Source organism: Chryseosolibacter indicum, assembly GCF_018598585.1.
Taxonomy (GTDB): domain Bacteria; phylum Bacteroidota; class Bacteroidia; order Cytophagales; family Cyclobacteriaceae; genus Chryseosolibacter; species Chryseosolibacter indicus.
The window spans coordinates 1-18,209 of record NZ_JAHESD010000026.1 but is presented as its reverse complement, the minus strand read 5'-3'; the positions used below and the strand labels follow the sequence as shown (position 1 = coordinate 18,209).

The window sequence follows — 18,209 nt, the reverse complement described above, 5'->3', positions numbered from 1 at the left end:
TAAAAAAGCAGACAGGACGTGTCTGATATTTTTTAACCTAAACCTCGCATATCGCGGGGTTTAATTTTTTTAAAGGTATTTCCGACTTTGATTAGTTGTTGAGATCGAGAAGAAGTTATGATGATTCAAGTATTTATAGATAACAGCTCATAGCTTCAGGTTGTTAGAACCTCATAAAAAACTCGGTGCCTTTTCCTACTGAAGATTTTACAGTAAGAGTGCCCTGATGTTGTCTCATTATTTGTCTCGAAAGACTTAATCCAATACCAGAGCCAGTCTTTTTAGTAGTAAAAAATGGAATGAATATTTTTTCCATTGCTTCTGGATCGATGCCTGAGCCATTGTCTCTAACAGATATTACAGGCCTTGTCTTCTCATTTAGTCCTGCTTTTAATTCTATCACTTTGCTTTCCTGATCTTCGAAAGCTTGAATTGCATTTTTGAGCAAATTGATAATAACCTGATCTATCATATTCCTGTCTGCTGAAATAGTCAGGTCTTCAGGGTAAACAGAGATTTTTAATTGAATACTCCTCTCCATAATCTCTTTTCTATGGAGCATACTTAATTCTTCAAGTAAAAGCTTAACGTTAATTTGGGCGGGTTTTGGTTTAGGAATACTTGTAAGACTTCTGAATTCTTTAACAAAATGAATTAGTCCTTCACTTCGTTTACTAATGGTTTGAAGGGAAAGATGGATGTCATTCAATTGTTCACTGGTAAGCGGAGCCTCTTGTTGAGACTCCATGTGTTGTTTTAGTTCTTCCTCGATAATGCCGGCTAAAGATGAAATAGGAGTAACCGAATTCATGATTTCGTGCGTGAGAACACGTACAAGATTTTGCCACGCTTCCATCTCCTTTTCTTCAAGTTCATTTTGGATATTTTGCAGCGAGATTAGTTTAACATTCTCCCCTCTTAACGTTAGTTCTATAGCGTAAATAGACAATTGAACAAAATCATCTCCAATCTTAAGTCTCAATAATTCTCGACCGCCCGTTTTAAGTTTCACAAAAGCATTAACCAACGTATCGCTGACTTCTTTAAAGTCAGAAATGTTTTCTGCTTTATTAGTCTTCAAAAGTTTTCTCGCAGCGCTATTGAAGATTTCAATTTTTCCATCTTCCTTAAAAATGATGAGGCCTATGCCTACGTGCATAACAATATTCTTAAAGAAAAGAAATTCAGAGTCTTTTTCCCTTCTCGAATTCCGAAGCTTCATCATCGCTTCATTTAATTCACGATGAAGTCTTTGAACAGCAGGATCATCGCTTTCTGTTTTGAAAGAATAGGAGAGGTCATCAAAACTTATAGAATCAAGAAATGATGCAATGTTCGTATTAGATCTGTCAAGGTATTCAACCAGCAGTTTTATCTGGTAAATGCTAACTGCAAGAAACAGTAAGGAATATATCCAGGACCTCTCAGAGAAAAGGAAGAAACAAAACAAAAATACAGTTGAGGTAAGCATAGCCACTCTTGGTATTACTGGAGAGCGCCAGTTGAATCCATCAAAAAACTTTGGGCTATACATCTTAATAATAATTTTTTGCTTCTTACACTCGCTTTATTTTTGCTCGCGGCATAATATTTATTACAACTATTAATGCAATCATTCTTCTTTCACAATGCATGCATTCCAGCGATGGAATGCATGTTTTTTATAAGCCGTATTTTTCCATCCGGCGATACAATGAAGCGCGTGTTAATCCCAATTCTTCAGCTGCTTTAGAGATATTACCATTGTGCATTTGTAACGCTTTGGCTATTGCCGATTTTTCGACCTCGTCAAGGTTTAAAGTATTGTTAGTAGGATTTGATGAAAGAGACCTGCTTAATATAAAATCTGTCTCTTGAAGCGTTGCCGAGTCAGTCATTATGACCGCGCGTTCTATAGAATGTTGCAACTCTCTTATATTCCCTGGCCATGCGTAACGCTTCAGTTTGTCCATTGCCTCAGGGGCAATATTCGTTACAAGCTTATGATATTTTTTCGCGTAATAGTTAAGGTAATGGTTAGCCAGCAATGGAATATCCTCAACACGGTCACTCAATGGAGGTACCTGAATTTCTACAGTATTGATTCGGTAAAGTAAATCCTGCCTGAAAGTGCCTTCCTGAACCATCTTTTGTAAAGGCATATTGGTAGCACAAATCAACCTGATGTCTACTGCTACTGGTTGATTCGATCCGACTCTTGTTACTTGTCGTGATTGAAGTGCACTTAGTAATTTACTTTGTAATGCCATGCTTAAATTTCCAATCTCATCCAGGAATAGCGTTCCTCCTGAAGCCAGCTCAAATCTCCCCGGACGATCTTCTCGTGCATCAGTAAAAGCACCTTTCTTATGTCCGAATAACTCACTCTCAAAAAGCGTTTCAGTAATGGCTCCCATGTCAACGGAAACAAAGCTATTATCCTTTCGCAAAGAACGTTGGTGTATGGCTCGTGCTATAAGTTCCTTTCCAGTTCCGTTTTCACCTAGTATTAAAACATTAGCATCGGTTTTGGCTACCTTATCAATCACTGCAAAAACATCTTTAATCGCAGTGCTTTGTCCTATTATATCGCTAAAAGGTTTACTTATTTGCTCCTCCAGCATCTCCTTCGCTTTTTTTAGCTTGTCTACCTGATTGTAAGACTGCTTTAAACGAATTGCTGTCGAAATAGTAGCAACTAGCTTTTCATTTTGCCATGGCTTAAGTATAAAGTCAGTTGCACCTTGCTTTAACGCACGCACTGCCATTTCTACATCACCAAAGGCGGTAATAAGAATTACAACCGCATTCGGATCTCTTTCAAGAATCTGACCAAGCCAATGAAATCCTTCCTTTCCACTGGTGATGTCTTTGCTGAAATTCATATCAAGCAATATCACATCATAGGTGTCATTGTTAAGTAGAAAAGGAATCTTATTTGGGTTCTTTTCGATAATAACATGATGATTCTGTTTTTTAAGAAGCATCTTGGCAGCGAGGAGTACATCCTCATCATCATCGATCATTAAAATTTTTCCGCCTTCCTGAGTCGTCACGTCTTGGTTTAGATTTTAGAGTGAATGATTATAGGAAATAACATGCCAATTGTGTTAGCGCCTGTTTTAGGCCTTTCTAAGGCAATCGTTGTCCTAACATGTACAAATATGTTCAAAAATGAACATATTTAAATAGATTTGTAATTGGATTCTTTCAATTAATTCATGCCTTCTGTGAATGTTTTATGGAGTAAAGGTTGAGACCAAAATGGAAGTATTAGATAACTGATAAAGACGCCTGTCTGTTATTAAAGTAAACAGAGTAACCGAAGGAAGTGCTATAACTCTTGTATCTGCCGTAAAAAGATTAAATAAATGTGCTTTATTATTTTTTATATAATATAATTCCTCACCCAAAAACTGAAGGCTCGAAATTCCCCTTACTTCAATTGTTTTAATGTGTTTCCCAAGGGCATTAAAAATATAAACTCCCTGTTGAGGATGTAATAGGAATACAAATCCCTGATATTCCTTCATAGCAGTAAAGACAGAAGCATCTTTGATAATTTTTAAATCAATATTAGCTTCTGTTTCAACTACCGACTCTCTCATGTTCACCCTTTTCAAACTATTGTCTTCCTGGTCAAGGATCCAAAGTTTATTATCACCCGAGGGACAAACGAGCCAGGGTCTGATAGCAAAAGCTGAATCAACACGAAAAGAACGAGTAACATCAAAAGACGGGTTAAGGAGATCATATTGTTGTGTTTCTCGGTAGTAAGCAAAAAGCCTTGCTCCATCACGTGGCTCAAAAAGTGTAGGAACTGACTTTGCCTTGTAAAGAGCCATCAATTTGCCGTCTTCACTATATCGATGTATTTGCCCCGTTTTAGTAACTATATACAACTCTCCTGGTCTGTCTACAGTGGCTGATATAATCGTGTCACTTACTTCTATTGTATTTATCCTGGTTTGCGCCAGCACAATTTCAGTAATGCATAAGAGTAGAAATACCAGGGGAAACTTCGCTTTCATGATTACAGATTGAATGTTTTAAGTTCAACTTTAGTGCCATCATATTCAGCATACGTATTAAAATTGACCCACTCTCCAAGATTAATGTAAGTGCTGATGTCATTTACTTTTAAAGTAAGCGGTAGATGCCGGTGGCCGAAAACGTAAAAGTCATGATGTTGAGTCTTTTCAAGGTCTCTGCAATATTGCCATAAGAATTCCCCTTCTTCCCCATGAAATTTTTCTTCTTTCTTAAGATTAGCGATCCTGCTTTTTCTTGACCACGCATGTGCTATCGCGAGCCCAAGATTAGGATGGATGCGTGCAAAAAGCCATTGGCAGGTTTTGCTGGCAAAAAACCTTTTCAGGAATTTATAAAAAGTATCACCCGGGCCTAATCCATCACCATGCCCAATAATAAGCCGTTGTTGACCTACCTTTAATAAGAGTGGCTCCCGATATATCGGAACGTTAAGTTCCTTCGGAAAATAATCGAACATCCACATATCATGATTTCCTGTAAAAAAAATAATAGGAATACCAGCATCGCTTAATTCAGCAAGCTTTCCTAAGAGTCGTATGTAACCTTTGGGAATTGTGTATTTGTATTCAAACCAGAAGTCGAAGATATCTCCAAGAAGAAAAATAGAATGCGCATCATGTTTAATGGTGTCCAACCACGCAATAATTCGTTTTTCTCTAATGATGCTTCTCTCATAATCAGGCACACCTAAATGAAAGTCGGACGCGAAGTATATCTTTTTTCCTTGTAGATCAGCTATTTCCATAATTTACCAACTGCGAGTACACGGTCTGTCAGTATTCGTAAGGCATTAAAATAAAAAACTCAGGCTTTCGCCTGAGTTCAAAAATAAGATTATAAATGACAACTACCTATCTCCCAACTTTATCAGGAACTTCGCCCTCAAGGGTTGGAGGTGTATCTACACCAGGTTGTTCGTTTTCATGTTGCTTCTTTTCATACTTTCCCTGGCCGTTGGTAAATTGCTGATAAGTGGTTGGCTTATCAAAAGGCCTCTTACCAATTAATCTTTCAAGATCGGCCTGGAATAATATTTCTTTCTCCAACAGCTCTTTAGCAATCACATCAAGATGTTGACGGTGCTGAGTAAGCAGAGCCTTGGTTCTGTTATACATCTGATCAATGATACTTCTTACTTCTTTATCAATTTTCTCAGCAGTAGCATCGGAATATGGTTTTTGGAAAGAATAATCAGATTGTTTTGAGTCGTAGTACGACATGTTTCCAATCTCCTTATTCATACCATAGATTGTAACCATTCCGTATGCCATTTTAGTGATACGTTCAAGGTCACTTAATGCACCGGTCGAAATCTTTCCGAATACTATTTCTTCTGCAGCACGGCCACCGAAAGCCATACACATTTCATCAAGCATTTGCTCGGTCTGATATAAGAACTGTTCTTTTGGTAAATACTGAGCATAACCTAATGCAGCAACACCGCGAGGCACAATACTTACTTTCACCAAAGGATCTGCATGCTCAAGGAACCATCCTGCCACAGCATGTCCTGCTTCGTGGAACGCAACAATCTTCTTCTCTTCAGGCGAAATTATCTTGTTTTTCTTTTCAAGCCCTCCAATTACTCTATCAATAGCATCCTGAAAATCCTGCATGTCTACCGCCTTCTTGTCTCTTCTTGCAGCAATAAGCGCAGCTTCGTTACATACGTTAGCTATCTCAGCACCTGCAAATCCAGGAGTTTGTGCCGATAACTTCTTAACATCAACAGACGGATCAAGCTTTATGGGCTTTAAGTGAACTTTGAAGATATGTTCACGTCCGTTAATATCTGGCTTGTCAATACTAATTTGTCTGTCAAAACGACCTGGACGTAGTAAAGCCGAGTCTAGCACATCAGGTCTGTTGGTTGCAGCAAGAATAATTACACCAGAATCGGTCGCAAAACCATCCATTTCAACCAGAAGTGAGTTCAATGTATTCTCGCGTTCATCATTCGCACCAGGTAATTGGCCTCGACCACGTGAACGACCAATAGCATCAATCTCATCAATGAACACAATACAAGGTGCTTTTTCTTTTGCTTGCTTAAATAAGTCACGAACACGAGCGGCACCAACACCTACGAACATCTCAACGAAATCAGAACCTGATAACGAGAAGAATGGAACCCCAGCTTCACCTGCTACTGCCTTGGCAAGTAATGTCTTACCTGTACCTGGAGGGCCAACTAGCAACGCACCTTTAGGAATTTTGCCACCAAGTTTGGTGAATTTTCCGGGAGTCTTTAAGAAATCCACAATCTCTTTTACTTCTTCTTTAGCCTCATCCAATCCGGCAACATCTTCAAACGTGATCTTTACTTTATTTTCAGCATCGAAAAGAGCAGCTTTAGATTTACCGATATTAAAGATCTGACCCCCAGGTCCTGCACCACCTGTCATCCGACGCATTAGCATCCAGAATCCAAAAAGCAACAGGAATAGGAATCCCCACTGTATGAAAAGGTTGAAATAATTCTCTCTTGTTTCAGACTTATATTCGGGTCTGTTTTCATCAGGAAGCTTTTTTGTTAATTCTTCGAACTTCTCATCAAATCTATCAATAGAAGTAATCTTAAGAACGAAGTGAGGTCCGTTTACATTTGTTCCAAGAGGGCCTTCGTTGATCTCTTGTTTATATTTTGCATTCTGAAGTGCTTCTTGTTTTAATGTAATCTCAACCAATTCCTGGTTCTTGATAAGAATTACTCTTTTTACATCTCCAGCCTTTACCATCTGCTCAAATTCATATTGAGATTTCTCCTTCAGGTCACTGGAGTTGTTTATATACATTACCCCAAGGATAACCGCAATAGTTGCCAGGATAACCCAAATCTGATAGTTACCCCGCGGGGGCCTATTCGGTAACAGAGGCTTATTATTTTCTTTCTTGTCCGCCATTTTATATTTATATAAAAATCAAAAATTTAGTCATTTCAATAACGTCTACCAAGGGTTTTGGTTTTAATGGACGTCCTCAATTTCTGTAACTTCCGCATCGCCCCATAATTTCTCAAGAGCGTAAAAATCCCTTTTGTCTTTTCTGAAAACGTGCGCTACAACATTTATATAGTCGAGAAGCATCCACTCTTTATTGTTTTTTCCTTCCGTATGCCAGGGATTTTCTTTTAAGGCTTTGTAAACTTCCTGATCAACAGAATCTGCTATTGCATCAAGTTGCTTATCAGAGTTGCCGGAACAAATTACAAAAAAATCAGCTACAGCGTTTTTTACTTTCCGCAGGTCCATCACAATTATGTCAATTGCTTTCTTTTCCTGCATTCCTTTTACAATGGCTTGGCTAAGTTTCTCTGAACTCACACCCTTCGTTTTTCTTGCCATTAATCTATCTTCGTGGTTTAATATAGTTGTTATCAAGGTACAAAACTAAATAAATATACATTGTATAAAATTCCTGCCAATACGCTTTTCTTGGCTAAAAACATTGTTTTCGTGCCAGAATGTCATTCTACCAATACTTTAGCCCTCGAACTTAGTCAGCAACCTCATACTTCTGATGGAACAGTAGTTATTACCGAACATCAAACACTAGGTCGCGGACAGCGCGGAAATACCTGGGAGGCAGAGCCTGGAAAGAATTTAACATTCTCCGTTATTCTTAAACCAGCATTTCTACCGGTAAAAAACCAATTCTTTCTCAATATCTTTGCTTCGCTTGCTATTTACGACTTGCTGCGGAATAAAACTGACGGCCAGATAAATATTAAATGGCCTAATGACATATATATAAACGGGAAAAAGCTTTGTGGCATTCTCATAGAAAACCAAATTCGGGGTTCACAAGTTTCAAATACTATACTTGGAATAGGATTAAATGTTAATCAAAGAACCTTTAGCAGAACTACAGCCACTTCGTTAAGCCTTGTAACAGATAAGAATTATGATCTGCCAGAGCTACTTCAGGAATTATCAGGTTGTCTAGAAGCGCGCTATCTTCAGTTAAGAGCTGCCGACTACAAGCAGTTGAAAGAAGAATATTTGAACAAACTTTACTGGATTAAAGAGAAGCATACTTTTGCAGCGCGAGAGAATGAGTTTATAGGGCAAATAATTGGTGTTGATGAAAATGGTAGACTTTTGGTTGAAACGCCAAAAGGAGTTGAATTTTTTGATGTTAAGGAAATCAGTTACGTTAATTAATATTAGATAAGTAAATGAACGTTTTCAATATACCCAGCCGTATTATAATAACATGTAATAAAAGACTGTCGCCTTATTTAGAGCGCGAAGTAGTTGAGTTAGGTTTCGACCCTGTAAGCACGTTTCAAACTGGCGTTGAACTAAGGGGTACCGTAACTGATTGTATTCGTTTAAATCTTAACCTTCGATGTGCAAGCCAGGTTCATTATTCTCTTAAAGAGTTTAATGCAAATAAACCTGACGATATTTATAACACACTCTATAAAATGCCATGGGAAGAATTACTTGCTTCTGATGGCTACTTCTCTGTAACCAGTAATGTTGAACATATCACTGTTAACAACAACTTGTTTGTAAACGTAAAAGTTAAAGACGCAATTGTAGACAGAATAAGAAGTAAGACAGGTTCACGTCCCGATTCAGGACCACTACTTACCCATACAGTGATTCATCTGTTTTGGAGGGAGGGAAGGGCTGAAGTTTTTTTAGATACAGCAGGTGAAACATTAGCGAAACACGGCTATCGGAAAATACCAGGTAAAGCGCCTATGTTGGAAGCGCTGGCTGCCGCAACAATAATGGCAACAAAGTGGGATAGAAAATCTCCTTTTATAAATCCGATGTGTGGTTCATCCACGCTGGCAATAGAGGCAGCGTTAATGGCAACAAACAGAAGACCGGGTTTATATCGCACTAATTATTCTTTTATGCATGTAAAAGGATATGATGAAGACGTTTACGCGATGGAATATAGAAAGCTGGAAGATCAGATTCAGCACGTTGAAGGGTTAGAGATAAAAGCGACTGATATTAGTGACGATGCCATCAAAATCTCTAAAGTAAATGCAGGTATGGCTGGGGTAGAAAAATACATCAGTTTTGATGTGTGTGATTTTGAAGCAACAGAAGTGCCTCAGGAAAAACAAGGTGTTATTTATTTCAATCCTGAATATGGCGAACGCCTCGGGGAAGTAACAGAGCTTGAGAAAACTTATGCAAGAATAGGGGACTTCCTAAAGAAGAAATGCAAGGGATATTCTGGCTATATATTTACAGGTAATCTGGATCTTGCAAAAAAAATCGGACTCAAAGCCAGTCACAGAATTGAGTTTTATACCGCCAAGCTGGATTGCCGGTTACTTGAATATGAGTTGTATTCCGGGTCCAGACGTGAACGCAAAGAGGGTGAAAATGTGTCTTCTCCTAATGTTTAAAAAGTGACTTTCCCTTGAATTTTCTTCTTTAATTTCTTATATTAATTGTCCCGCAATTTAAGTTGTTGCTCACGGATTGGAAATTTAAAAAGAATAAGAAGAGTGCAGCAAGAGTGGAGGAAGAGTGTACCGAGAGTGGAGAATAGGCGGAGCTACCCTTTAGCTAGGGCGGAGGAAGGCTAATCCAGAGTATGGCTAAGGCGAAGAAAATAAAACGTCCTGTTATCGCTAACAGGACGTTTTCGGTTTACAGGTTATTGGATTGTTTGATTAAACGTATGACTTTGATTTACCACTCTTTTCTGTTCCCGAACCTGTTGTTCCTGCATTAGATTGCGACACAGCTGTTTCGCCTCCAAATGACCCTGGCGATAAAGTTGAGCCTACAGATGCGCTTGTTCCTACAGATGCCCCGGTTCCAATATTACTTGCCGAACCGCTCGTGCTTCCGGTGCTGCCCGAAGGTTCCTGGCGAACTCCCACACGCAAGCGATTTTCTACATGCTTCACTCCAGATACTGCTTCAGCAAGATCTTCAGCTCTCCTTTTCTCACTGCGTTCGTTCACATAACCCGTTAGCGTTACTTCACCTGAACTAACTGTTACTTCAATATCAGAAGCATCTACCCATGGGTCGTCACTTAAACGGTCGTTAATGTCTTCCTTAATCCTGTCATCAGATCTGCTGTAATTACGAGGTCCTTTACCACGATAGTTTTGCTGTCTGTCCATCGTGCGCCTGCGTTCGGCATCATCATCGCCAAACCAACTAGATACTTCATCTTTCGTGCGATCCCACCAGGAACGTTCATTGGTGTCATTGTTACCGTAGTCTCTACGTTGTCCACCATAGAAGTTGCCGCCATAGTTTGATCCGCTATATCCTCCAAAAGACCTGCCTTGTTCAGAGCTTCGTCTTCCTCGGTCTTCATTGCCGCCGCCATAGTTAGCACCACCGAGCCCGGAGTAACCACTGTTTTGTCCGCGGTTGAATCCCTCATACTCACGATCGTATAAGTTTCTGGAATTTCCATACGATGGTCTGCTGCTGCTGCCAGTAAATCCACTATTATAATAAGAGTCATTTCCCTGGTAGTTTCCTCCTCCGTACGAAGACCCGTACTCTCTTCCGCCATATCCATAGTTTCTATCATCAGAACCAAAGTTCATGTCCTGATGCTGGCTGTTTCGATAATTGTAGTCATTATCAGAGTTTCCATAATCACCCTGATTATATCTTGAATATTGGTTAGAGCGATTGCCGTAGTTTCCTTCCTTTGATTGTTGTCCATATCTGGATCTGCTGTAACCATAATCGCGGTTCTGGTTATAATCCCTGTTACCCTGGTTGCCATAGTCGCTTTCATTCCAGCGGTCCTGGCTGGAATTCTCGTCATCCCAATCCTGATTGTATGAACGGTTTTGATTACTTTGATTACGATTATTGTCTGCCATAATTTTAATGTTTTGTGACAATTATGATTAAGATTCTAAGCGAATAAAATTATGCCCCTAGCAACTACACATAGCGGTCAAACGATGTAGAAGTGTCTACGCATCTTTATTGTTGGTTCATTTCAGAAATGTAGAGTATAATTGTTGCTTACAGTTCTTATAACGGTTTTGTTATACGCTTTTAATATTATTGTTGCTGCATGCAGGCACTTCTTCGTTTTCTTTTATATAGGCCTATTATGTGGCTCATCGAAAGGTTTTCATCAGCTCCTGATGCTGAACGTATATTTTCTTCATTGGATAAATTAAAGCGGGATGTTGAGCAAACACCGGGTAAGAAAGGATTTATTATCCCTTTTGAAATCTCCACCAGCAGTTTTGTTGTTTTTTCAGATCAGCACAAGGGAAGAAGAAATGGTGCTGATGATTTTACAATTGCAGAGCCGAATTATCTTGCAGCATTAGCATACTACAATGAAAACAAGTTCCATCTCATCTCTCTTGGTGATTCAGAGGAGTTGTGGGAGAATACAATGTTACAGGTGATGAAGCATAATAAAGCTACATTTGAAGCGGAGAAGAACTTCTTAGCCAGAAATGCATTTACTAAAATCTTCGGGAATCATGATCTTGATTATGACATCGATCCTTTGGCTCCTGTTTATCTCAAAGAAATCTACAATTCATCAATAGCGGTTCTTGAAGCTGTGATACTTCAAACCAAGATTGAAGGGAAAACGTTAAACATATTTTGCACGCATGGCCATCAGGGAGATCTTCAGAGCGATGGCAACTGGTTTAGTAAGTTCTTTGTTTCCAAAATATGGGCACCTTTACAAGCATACTTAAAAATCAATCCGAACACACCTGCCTATGATAAAGAGCTCAAAACTACGCATAATCGAATGATGTACGAATGGTCATCCCAACAGAAAGACCTTATATTAATTACAGGCCATACGCACCAACCCGTTTTTGAATCACTCACACATCTCGAAAGATTGCACAGAACGCAGAAACAAGCGTTGTACGATCATAATAAAGAATGGGCAGAGGCTCTCGATCTTCAAATAGCATGGCAAGGTAAAAATGATAACCATATTTGGGAAGATTATCTTCAAATGAGACCTACATACTTCAATACAGGGTGTTGTTGCTTCTCCGATGGAGATATAACTGGGATAGAAATAACTGATGGATTTATACGATTGATAAAGTGGGAGTTCGACGATAATAATATTTCTAAGAGAGTTGTATTGGAAGAACTTTCCTTAAAAGATTTAATAACCCGTATCTGATTTCAAAAGATGCACTATCATAGACATCTCTAACTAAAGGTATAGAGGTGGACTTTAGACTACCGATAACAAAGCTTGCCATAAGCACATAATCTGCAGTTCTCAAATTCCCCTGTTTGATCAAATGGTTTCTCAGGATCAAACAACTCGTTAAATACTCCTTTTAATCTCTCCTCGAATTCAGGTAGTAGCGGATCGACATCTGTAATCTGGTCTTTACCTGCTTTTAATCCAAATGAAAACTCCTCATCAAAAAGATTCAATCGGTTAATTAACCCCGGTATCAGACGCATGCTTGCCAGTCTTCCGTGTTGCATAAAATTCTTCTTGTAGAGAAGCGCGTAAAGTAAAGTTTGAAATGCCGCTTTATTACGTTTTCCATCCCTCGCAAATAGCGATTCTATACTGTCGAAATTGAGTTTGTCTTTCCCTGTTTTATAATCTATAACCCTAAGTATATGCTCCTTACTATCTACCCGGTCAATCTTACCGCTTAGCACTGCTTTATAAGGAGGTTGGTCAATCTTTAAGGAGTACGTAAGCCCTCCCTGTTCCAAACCTTCAATTTGAAATGGAGCGTATGACTTATCCATCTCTATAATTCTAAAAGCAAATCGCTTTACAATTTCTCTTACCACCAGACTTTGCCCTTCATAAACAACTTCCTTTCCCGGATCTAAACGATATTGTTCAATGAAGACTTCATCAATGAACTTTTCTATTATCTTCTCATAATCATCAAAGTCTGATTTGTCTACCAGATTACTTTGTTTCACCTTCCTGATTCGTTTGTAGAAGCGCTCCATTACATCATGTAGAAAATTGCCGAGCACGCGTGCATCAAACTCTTCTTCAACTTCATCGGCCTCTTTGATTTTAGCCACATGTCGGAAGTAGAATTTTAACCGGCATTCTATATAGGTATTTAAAGCTGAAGGAGAAATACCTTGAAAGTATGCATTCCCTTCGTTGATCTTCATAAGATCTTCCATAACAGCGGCATTCTTATCCACTACTATGGGATTGATACCTTGAGGTTGTATAGAGTTATGTAAGACTTTTTTGTCGATAGGTAAGCCAGATTCGTAAATCAATTGTTGCAGATATCTGCTCATCTCGCCTTGCCCAAGCACATCTGTTTCTGAATTGTAAAAGAGGAAGATGTTCTCGGCGCGTTGTAGAATCCGATAGAACAAGTAGGCATAAATAGAGTCCTGGTGTTCCGCAGTAGGTAACCCATATGCCTTCCGTATGTTGAAAGGGATGTAAGAACCTTTGCTGCTAATGGCAGGTAACGAACCTTCATTTAGAGATAGTACAAAAACGTTTTTGAAATCAAGGTTCCTCGTCTCAAGTACCCCCATTACCTGAAGTCCGCGTAAAGGTTCTCCTGAAAATGGAATCTTAACAGCCCGAACCAATTGTCTGAATAACCGGAGAAAAGCCTTTAACGAACTTTGTATCTTTTTATTTGGAGATCTCTCGTTATGTTCTTGCTGTGCCTGACCTTCTTTACCCCCGGTAAAAATAGTTTCAAGTCTGTTAAACAGTTTAAGAAAGTGGTAGGCGTACTCCTTGTCCAGATCGCTAATGCCATTAAGGGTACCTATTGCAGTAACAATAGATTTGAGGTACTGTAGCAGTTGGGAAGACACTTCCTTTTCATGCTGACTTTCGAATTCAACAAAAATGAGTCGGTGTAGCGGTACTTCTGTTGCCAAAAATCCTTTCGGAATACTTACCCAATTATGCTTTAATATCTCTTTTCTTTTATTATTTGACGATACGCTGTCTGCAGCAACAACATAGGGGTGCCCCAATACAGCCAAAACCTGCCTGTGGTTAAAGTGATCCTTCTTTCTGGTAATTTGTAGATCAGTCAATAGCTCAATAAGTGTAAACAGGGGAGTAGCGCTCAAGGCAAAACCCATTGTAACGTTTAGCGTATCAACACTACCTGCAACGCCGTGTAGAACCGGTAAAAGAAGTTTCTCATCAGGAAGCACGATAAGAGTCTCTTCAGGCTTAAAACCGTTTTGTAATTGTTCCTGCAACAGCTGCGACATAATCTTTGCCTGGCCTACCGGTTGTGCAGCTCCAATCAACTGTATCTTTTGCGATGTACTGTCAGATTTCTTCTTCGATAGGTTTGCAGGAATATCAGCGGGAAATGTCTTTCCAAACACTGGATGTTGCTGATAAATTCGGAAGAATCTGCCTGCCTCCTGCCTGATGTTGTTTACATAGTACTCATCAATGTCCCAATATACTTCTGCATTTGCGTTTTCTATACAATACAATATGATCTTCTCTTCTGCAGCCGTAAATGCATTAAAGCCGATGAAAGCTAGTTTACGGTTTTTATAAGTTTGAAATACGTCATTCAGTTTTCCTGCGGTAAGATCTGTAGCCACGTTTCTGTGAAGCATTCCTTCATAGGCCAGATTCTCCCTTGTCAATAGTTGCTTAAATTCTTCATACACCTTTGGTAACTGACGCCAAACATTGAGAAATCTTTTCTTGTTTGCTGTCTCGTTTTCTTCAAAGCTATTCCAGAAGTTCTTTAAGAATGTTTTCTGCTCCTCGGTAAGAAAGTCGAAGCTTGCATCAAGTTCCTTTTGGTGGCTAAGATCTTTAAATAGGTGCTCAGCATTTACCATGTATCGGTCTACTTCTTCAAAGTCACGCAGTAGCATATCCCCCCAGAAGTAGAACTGGTCAAAAGGTTCTTGGTTGCCTTCTGCGTACTCCGCATTTCTTGTAATGGTATTATAACTTTGGTACAACCTGAAGATAAGTTCGAGTTTATCAGCAACTTTTAACGGAGAGAAGCTTGAAATGAAGTCTTCTATAGTTAAAAGCTGAGGCGCGAATGCCGGTTTTGTTAAAAACTCACTTAAATATTTTCTTATAAATAATGCAGCTCTTCGGTTGGGTAACACCAATGTTACTTCCTCCAACTTGGGATGTGACTTATATATTTTTTCTGCTATTTCCTTAAGAAATGGTTTCATTCAATACTTTGCCTTTCTGCTTCTCTTAATTTGTTAACACCGATCTTTTAAAATCCAAGTGAGAGTTGATCTCTGTCGTTCTTTTTTCTTATCAGCTTTTGTTTGCCTTCACTTTTCACTTCAACAATTTCCTTGTCACGTACATACAACAGATACCCCTCTATTTTTGTGTAGTTCATTTGTCGTAAAATGTCAATGTATTGCTGAACTTGTGCATTGTCGCTTTTCTTTGGCGTTCCTGTTTTAAAGTCAATAATTACAGCGGTCTTGTCTTTAATTAAAAGCCTGTCAACTCTGTTTTCATCTCCATCAGGAAGTAGTATAGGGACCTCTGTTTTTACACTCCAATCTTTACTAAACCAATCTTTTATTTGCGGAATACTAAACAAGCTCTTTAGTTCTTCCTCAACAATTGCTTTTTCTTGTAAAGAGATTATACCTTCAATTGTAATTTCGTCCAACACGTCAGCTACATCTTCTTCATACTGCACCCTGGATAATACTTCATGAATATGAATTCCATAATTGATCTTTTCGCGTTGATCCTCAATAGATCCATTAAAGAATTCAGAACCTGATCTTTTAATAATCAGGTTGTTTCTCCAATCAAAAGTAAAGTATCTCGAAAGCTGTATAGCATTCGAGTCACTCTTTGAAACGGATGGCTGGAGCATCCATTCACCTGACGTCCACGTCAGCGTTTCTTCATTCCATTGGGGTCTTAATGTATCTCCGTGATTTAAGCAGTGGTATAGCACGCTTGCTACTGAATCCTTTGACGATCGTACTTCTGGTGCTGGGGCTGTAATAAACATCCCTACTTCTGCTCGTGTAAGCGCTACATACAATAAGTTGAGATTATCAAGATACGTTCTTGTTTTTTCCTCCGTATAGTAGTCTGCGAAATATGTTTCTTCCAGGTTCTTTGAATACTTCACAGGTATATATCCGGCTTCATTAAATGGCGATTCTTTTGACCTTACCCACAGGTTCGGTGCCTGCCAATTGTCATGATCCAGCCCCCAGGAGCAGAATGGAATTATAACATATTTGAATTGAAGCCCTTTTGATTTATGGACAGTAAGTATTTGAATTGCATCTACTTCCCCTGAAATCTGAATGGACTTCTTATGCTTATTGTCTTCCCACCATTCAAGAAATGAACCAAGGTCATTTCTTTCTCTGTTATAAAAGTCAAGTACCAGGTTTTGAAATGTTTGGAGATAAACCAGTTCTCCTTCAATGTCCTGCAGTTTAAATATTTTTATTAACGTTTCTGTTAATTCCAGTATTCCTAGTTTCCTTAAGAGGTTCTTTTGTTTTGTGAATTCCTCTGGTAAGTTGTTTTCAAATATTGTTTGGTTAGTAATAGTAAAAACATCAGAAAATACGCGACTAGGCTCATGAAGTCTTGCATACTCATACGCAAGTTGAGCACGTGCAATTGCGTCTTCTCCATTAAGAAGGTAATACATTGCACCCAGAAGAAGGTTAACAGATGATGCACCGTCTATCCTTAATGATTCATTAGACACTACATCATAACGACAGTCTTTCCTGGCATCTTCAGAGTTTTTAAAGTTCAACAAGTGCGCTGCTATTCGTTGACCCTCATCATTTTTACGAACAAGTATGGCGATGTCTCTTAGCGCGGCTCCTTTTAGCTGAAGTTGCTCGAGGGCAAATGTCATTCGTTGTAAAGCAATTTCCGTCCATCGTGCAGCTGTAGTTGATTCGTCTTCGTTTCCAGGTCTAAAATTCATTGCATCCCCATTTTCTTCTTTTTCTTCCTGAATAAATTCAACTTGTACAAATCCTTTTTCGTTTTTTCGGGCTACTGCCTGTGCTACGTCGAGGTATGCCTTTTGAGTAATGTCAGTTAATGTTTGTTGTGATAACAGGGTAGATGCAGTTTTAAATACTGCATTATTAAAATTTATTACTTCCGATGCACTTCTGTAATTAGTGTCAAGGTTTTCGACCTTAACCCTCGCATCGCCTATAAGCGGTACAATCTCTTGTTGCAATAGATTCAAATCGCCTCCGCGCCATCTGTATATAGCCTGTTTCACATCACCTACAACTAAACTTGTATGTCCCTGATCAAGACTGTTGACAATCAATGGTTGAAAGTTCTTCCATTGCATTCCGGATGTATCCTGAAATTCGTCAATAAGATAATTCCGGTAGAACGAGCCAACTTTTTCATAGATAAAAGGAGTGTCACTGTCCTGAATTACACCATTTAAAAATTTAGGAGCATCCGCTAGTAGCATCAGGTTATTCTCGTCCTTATATTCTTTCAGTTTCCTCGAGATGTCTGTAATTAGGCCAAACACGTAGAGGTTCTTAAGCGCTACCTCAGCACTTAATGCTTGCTTAATTGAAGTATCGTATACATCAAGTATGGTTTCAAGAAGGGGCACTAGCTTATCCCCGGCAACTCTTTGAATGGTCGCGTTGTGGCGCGTGGTCTTACTGGGCCATTTTTGCGGTTGCGTAAAATGATTTCTTATCCTTTCTCCTGGTGATTTAATTTTACTGATATTCTTTTCAAATGCGAAGGTTTTAAAGAATGTAAGTAATCCGGAATTTTTACCATAGCTAAAATCCTCAACACTCCATCCATTGCTTTCAATAATTTTTAAAGCTTCTTGCGCTGGCGTTGATACTTCCGCGAAAAACTTTCCCTTAATAGCCCAAAGCGTATTCTTAAGATTTTTAAAGAAGCCCTTTTGGCCCGCTACCCGATTAACATCGTCTTCAATATGCTTAAACTCCTCTCTGAAGATTTCCTTTGAGAATTCTATTAAGCTGTATCGTACATCCCAGGCGCGTTCGTTTTCAAGGTTTTCTTTTGCAAAGTCAACAACCCAATCTGTAAGTTCCTTATTGCTTCCCAGCTCGTCAATAAGGTTATCAACCACCTCCTGAAGAACTTCATCTTGTTCAACCTCCAATCTGTAATCCCCTACAAGCTGTCTGATATACACAACAGACGCTGCCGACGAAGTTGGCATTGTAGATCTCGGT

Annotated in this window: 12 protein-coding genes; 3 read left to right on the top strand and 9 right to left on the bottom strand. The window is 39.0% G+C overall.

The window, feature by feature from the left end:
* Positions 1–163 precede the first annotated feature (163 nt).
* From KK060_RS12615 to rsfS, 6 genes are all read right to left on the bottom strand, one after another.
* The gene (locus tag KK060_RS12615) at positions 164–1,534 is read right to left on the bottom strand and encodes a sensor histidine kinase (protein ID WP_254154098.1); all 1,371 of its coding nucleotides are present in this window, start codon (positions 1,532–1,534) and stop codon (positions 164–166) included.
* Positions 1,535–1,661: 127 nt separating this feature from the next.
* Positions 1,662–3,035: a sigma-54-dependent transcriptional regulator gene (locus tag KK060_RS12610; RefSeq protein ID WP_437124578.1), complete on the bottom strand. Its 1,374-nt coding sequence runs from the start codon at positions 3,033–3,035 to the stop codon at positions 1,662–1,664.
* A 183-nt stretch (positions 3,036–3,218) separates the two neighbouring features.
* A complete protein-coding gene (locus KK060_RS12605; RefSeq protein WP_254154097.1) occupies positions 3,219–4,010 on the bottom strand; it encodes a hypothetical protein in 792 nt (263 codons plus the stop codon).
* Positions 4,011–4,012: 2 nt separating this feature from the next.
* Complete coding sequence (locus KK060_RS12600; RefSeq protein WP_254154096.1) at positions 4,013–4,777, bottom strand: UDP-2,3-diacylglucosamine diphosphatase; 765 nt, start codon at positions 4,775–4,777, stop codon at positions 4,013–4,015.
* 106 nt (positions 4,778–4,883) lie between these two features.
* The gene (ftsH, locus tag KK060_RS12595) at positions 4,884–6,935 is read right to left on the bottom strand and encodes an ATP-dependent zinc metalloprotease FtsH (RefSeq protein ID WP_254154095.1); all 2,052 of its coding nucleotides are present in this window, start codon (positions 6,933–6,935) and stop codon (positions 4,884–4,886) included.
* Between the two features lie 63 nt (positions 6,936–6,998).
* Entirely contained in the window at positions 6,999–7,376 is a 378-nt protein-coding gene (gene rsfS, locus KK060_RS12590) for a ribosome silencing factor (protein ID WP_254154094.1), read from the bottom strand.
* Between the two features lie 60 nt (positions 7,377–7,436).
* On the opposite strand from rsfS, the gene KK060_RS12585 reads away from it, so the two are divergent.
* Complete coding sequence (locus KK060_RS12585; protein WP_254154093.1) at positions 7,437–8,195, top strand: biotin--[acetyl-CoA-carboxylase] ligase; 759 nt, start codon at positions 7,437–7,439, stop codon at positions 8,193–8,195.
* Positions 8,196–8,209: 14 nt separating this feature from the next.
* Complete coding sequence (locus KK060_RS12580; protein ID WP_254154092.1) at positions 8,210–9,409, top strand: THUMP domain-containing class I SAM-dependent RNA methyltransferase; 1,200 nt, start codon at positions 8,210–8,212, stop codon at positions 9,407–9,409.
* Between the two features lie 270 nt (positions 9,410–9,679).
* Here the strand turns inward: KK060_RS12580 and KK060_RS12575 are convergent, their stop codons facing one another.
* Complete coding sequence (locus KK060_RS12575) at positions 9,680–10,864, bottom strand: BON domain-containing protein (protein WP_254154091.1); 1,185 nt, start codon at positions 10,862–10,864, stop codon at positions 9,680–9,682.
* Positions 10,865–11,064: 200 nt separating this feature from the next.
* On the opposite strand from KK060_RS12575, the gene KK060_RS12570 reads away from it, so the two are divergent.
* On the top strand, positions 11,065–12,162 hold the full coding sequence (locus KK060_RS12570; protein WP_254154090.1) for a metallophosphoesterase: 1,098 nt from the start codon (positions 11,065–11,067) through the stop codon (positions 12,160–12,162).
* 59 nt (positions 12,163–12,221) lie between these two features.
* On the opposite strand, the gene KK060_RS12565 is transcribed toward KK060_RS12570, so the two are convergent.
* Entirely contained in the window at positions 12,222–15,176 is a 2,955-nt protein-coding gene (locus KK060_RS12565) for a PD-(D/E)XK nuclease family protein (RefSeq protein ID WP_254154089.1), read from the bottom strand.
* Positions 15,177–15,223: 47 nt separating this feature from the next.
* Positions 15,224–18,209 (bottom strand): UvrD-helicase domain-containing protein (locus KK060_RS12560; protein ID WP_254154088.1); only part of this gene is annotated, 2,986 nt, incomplete at its 5' end.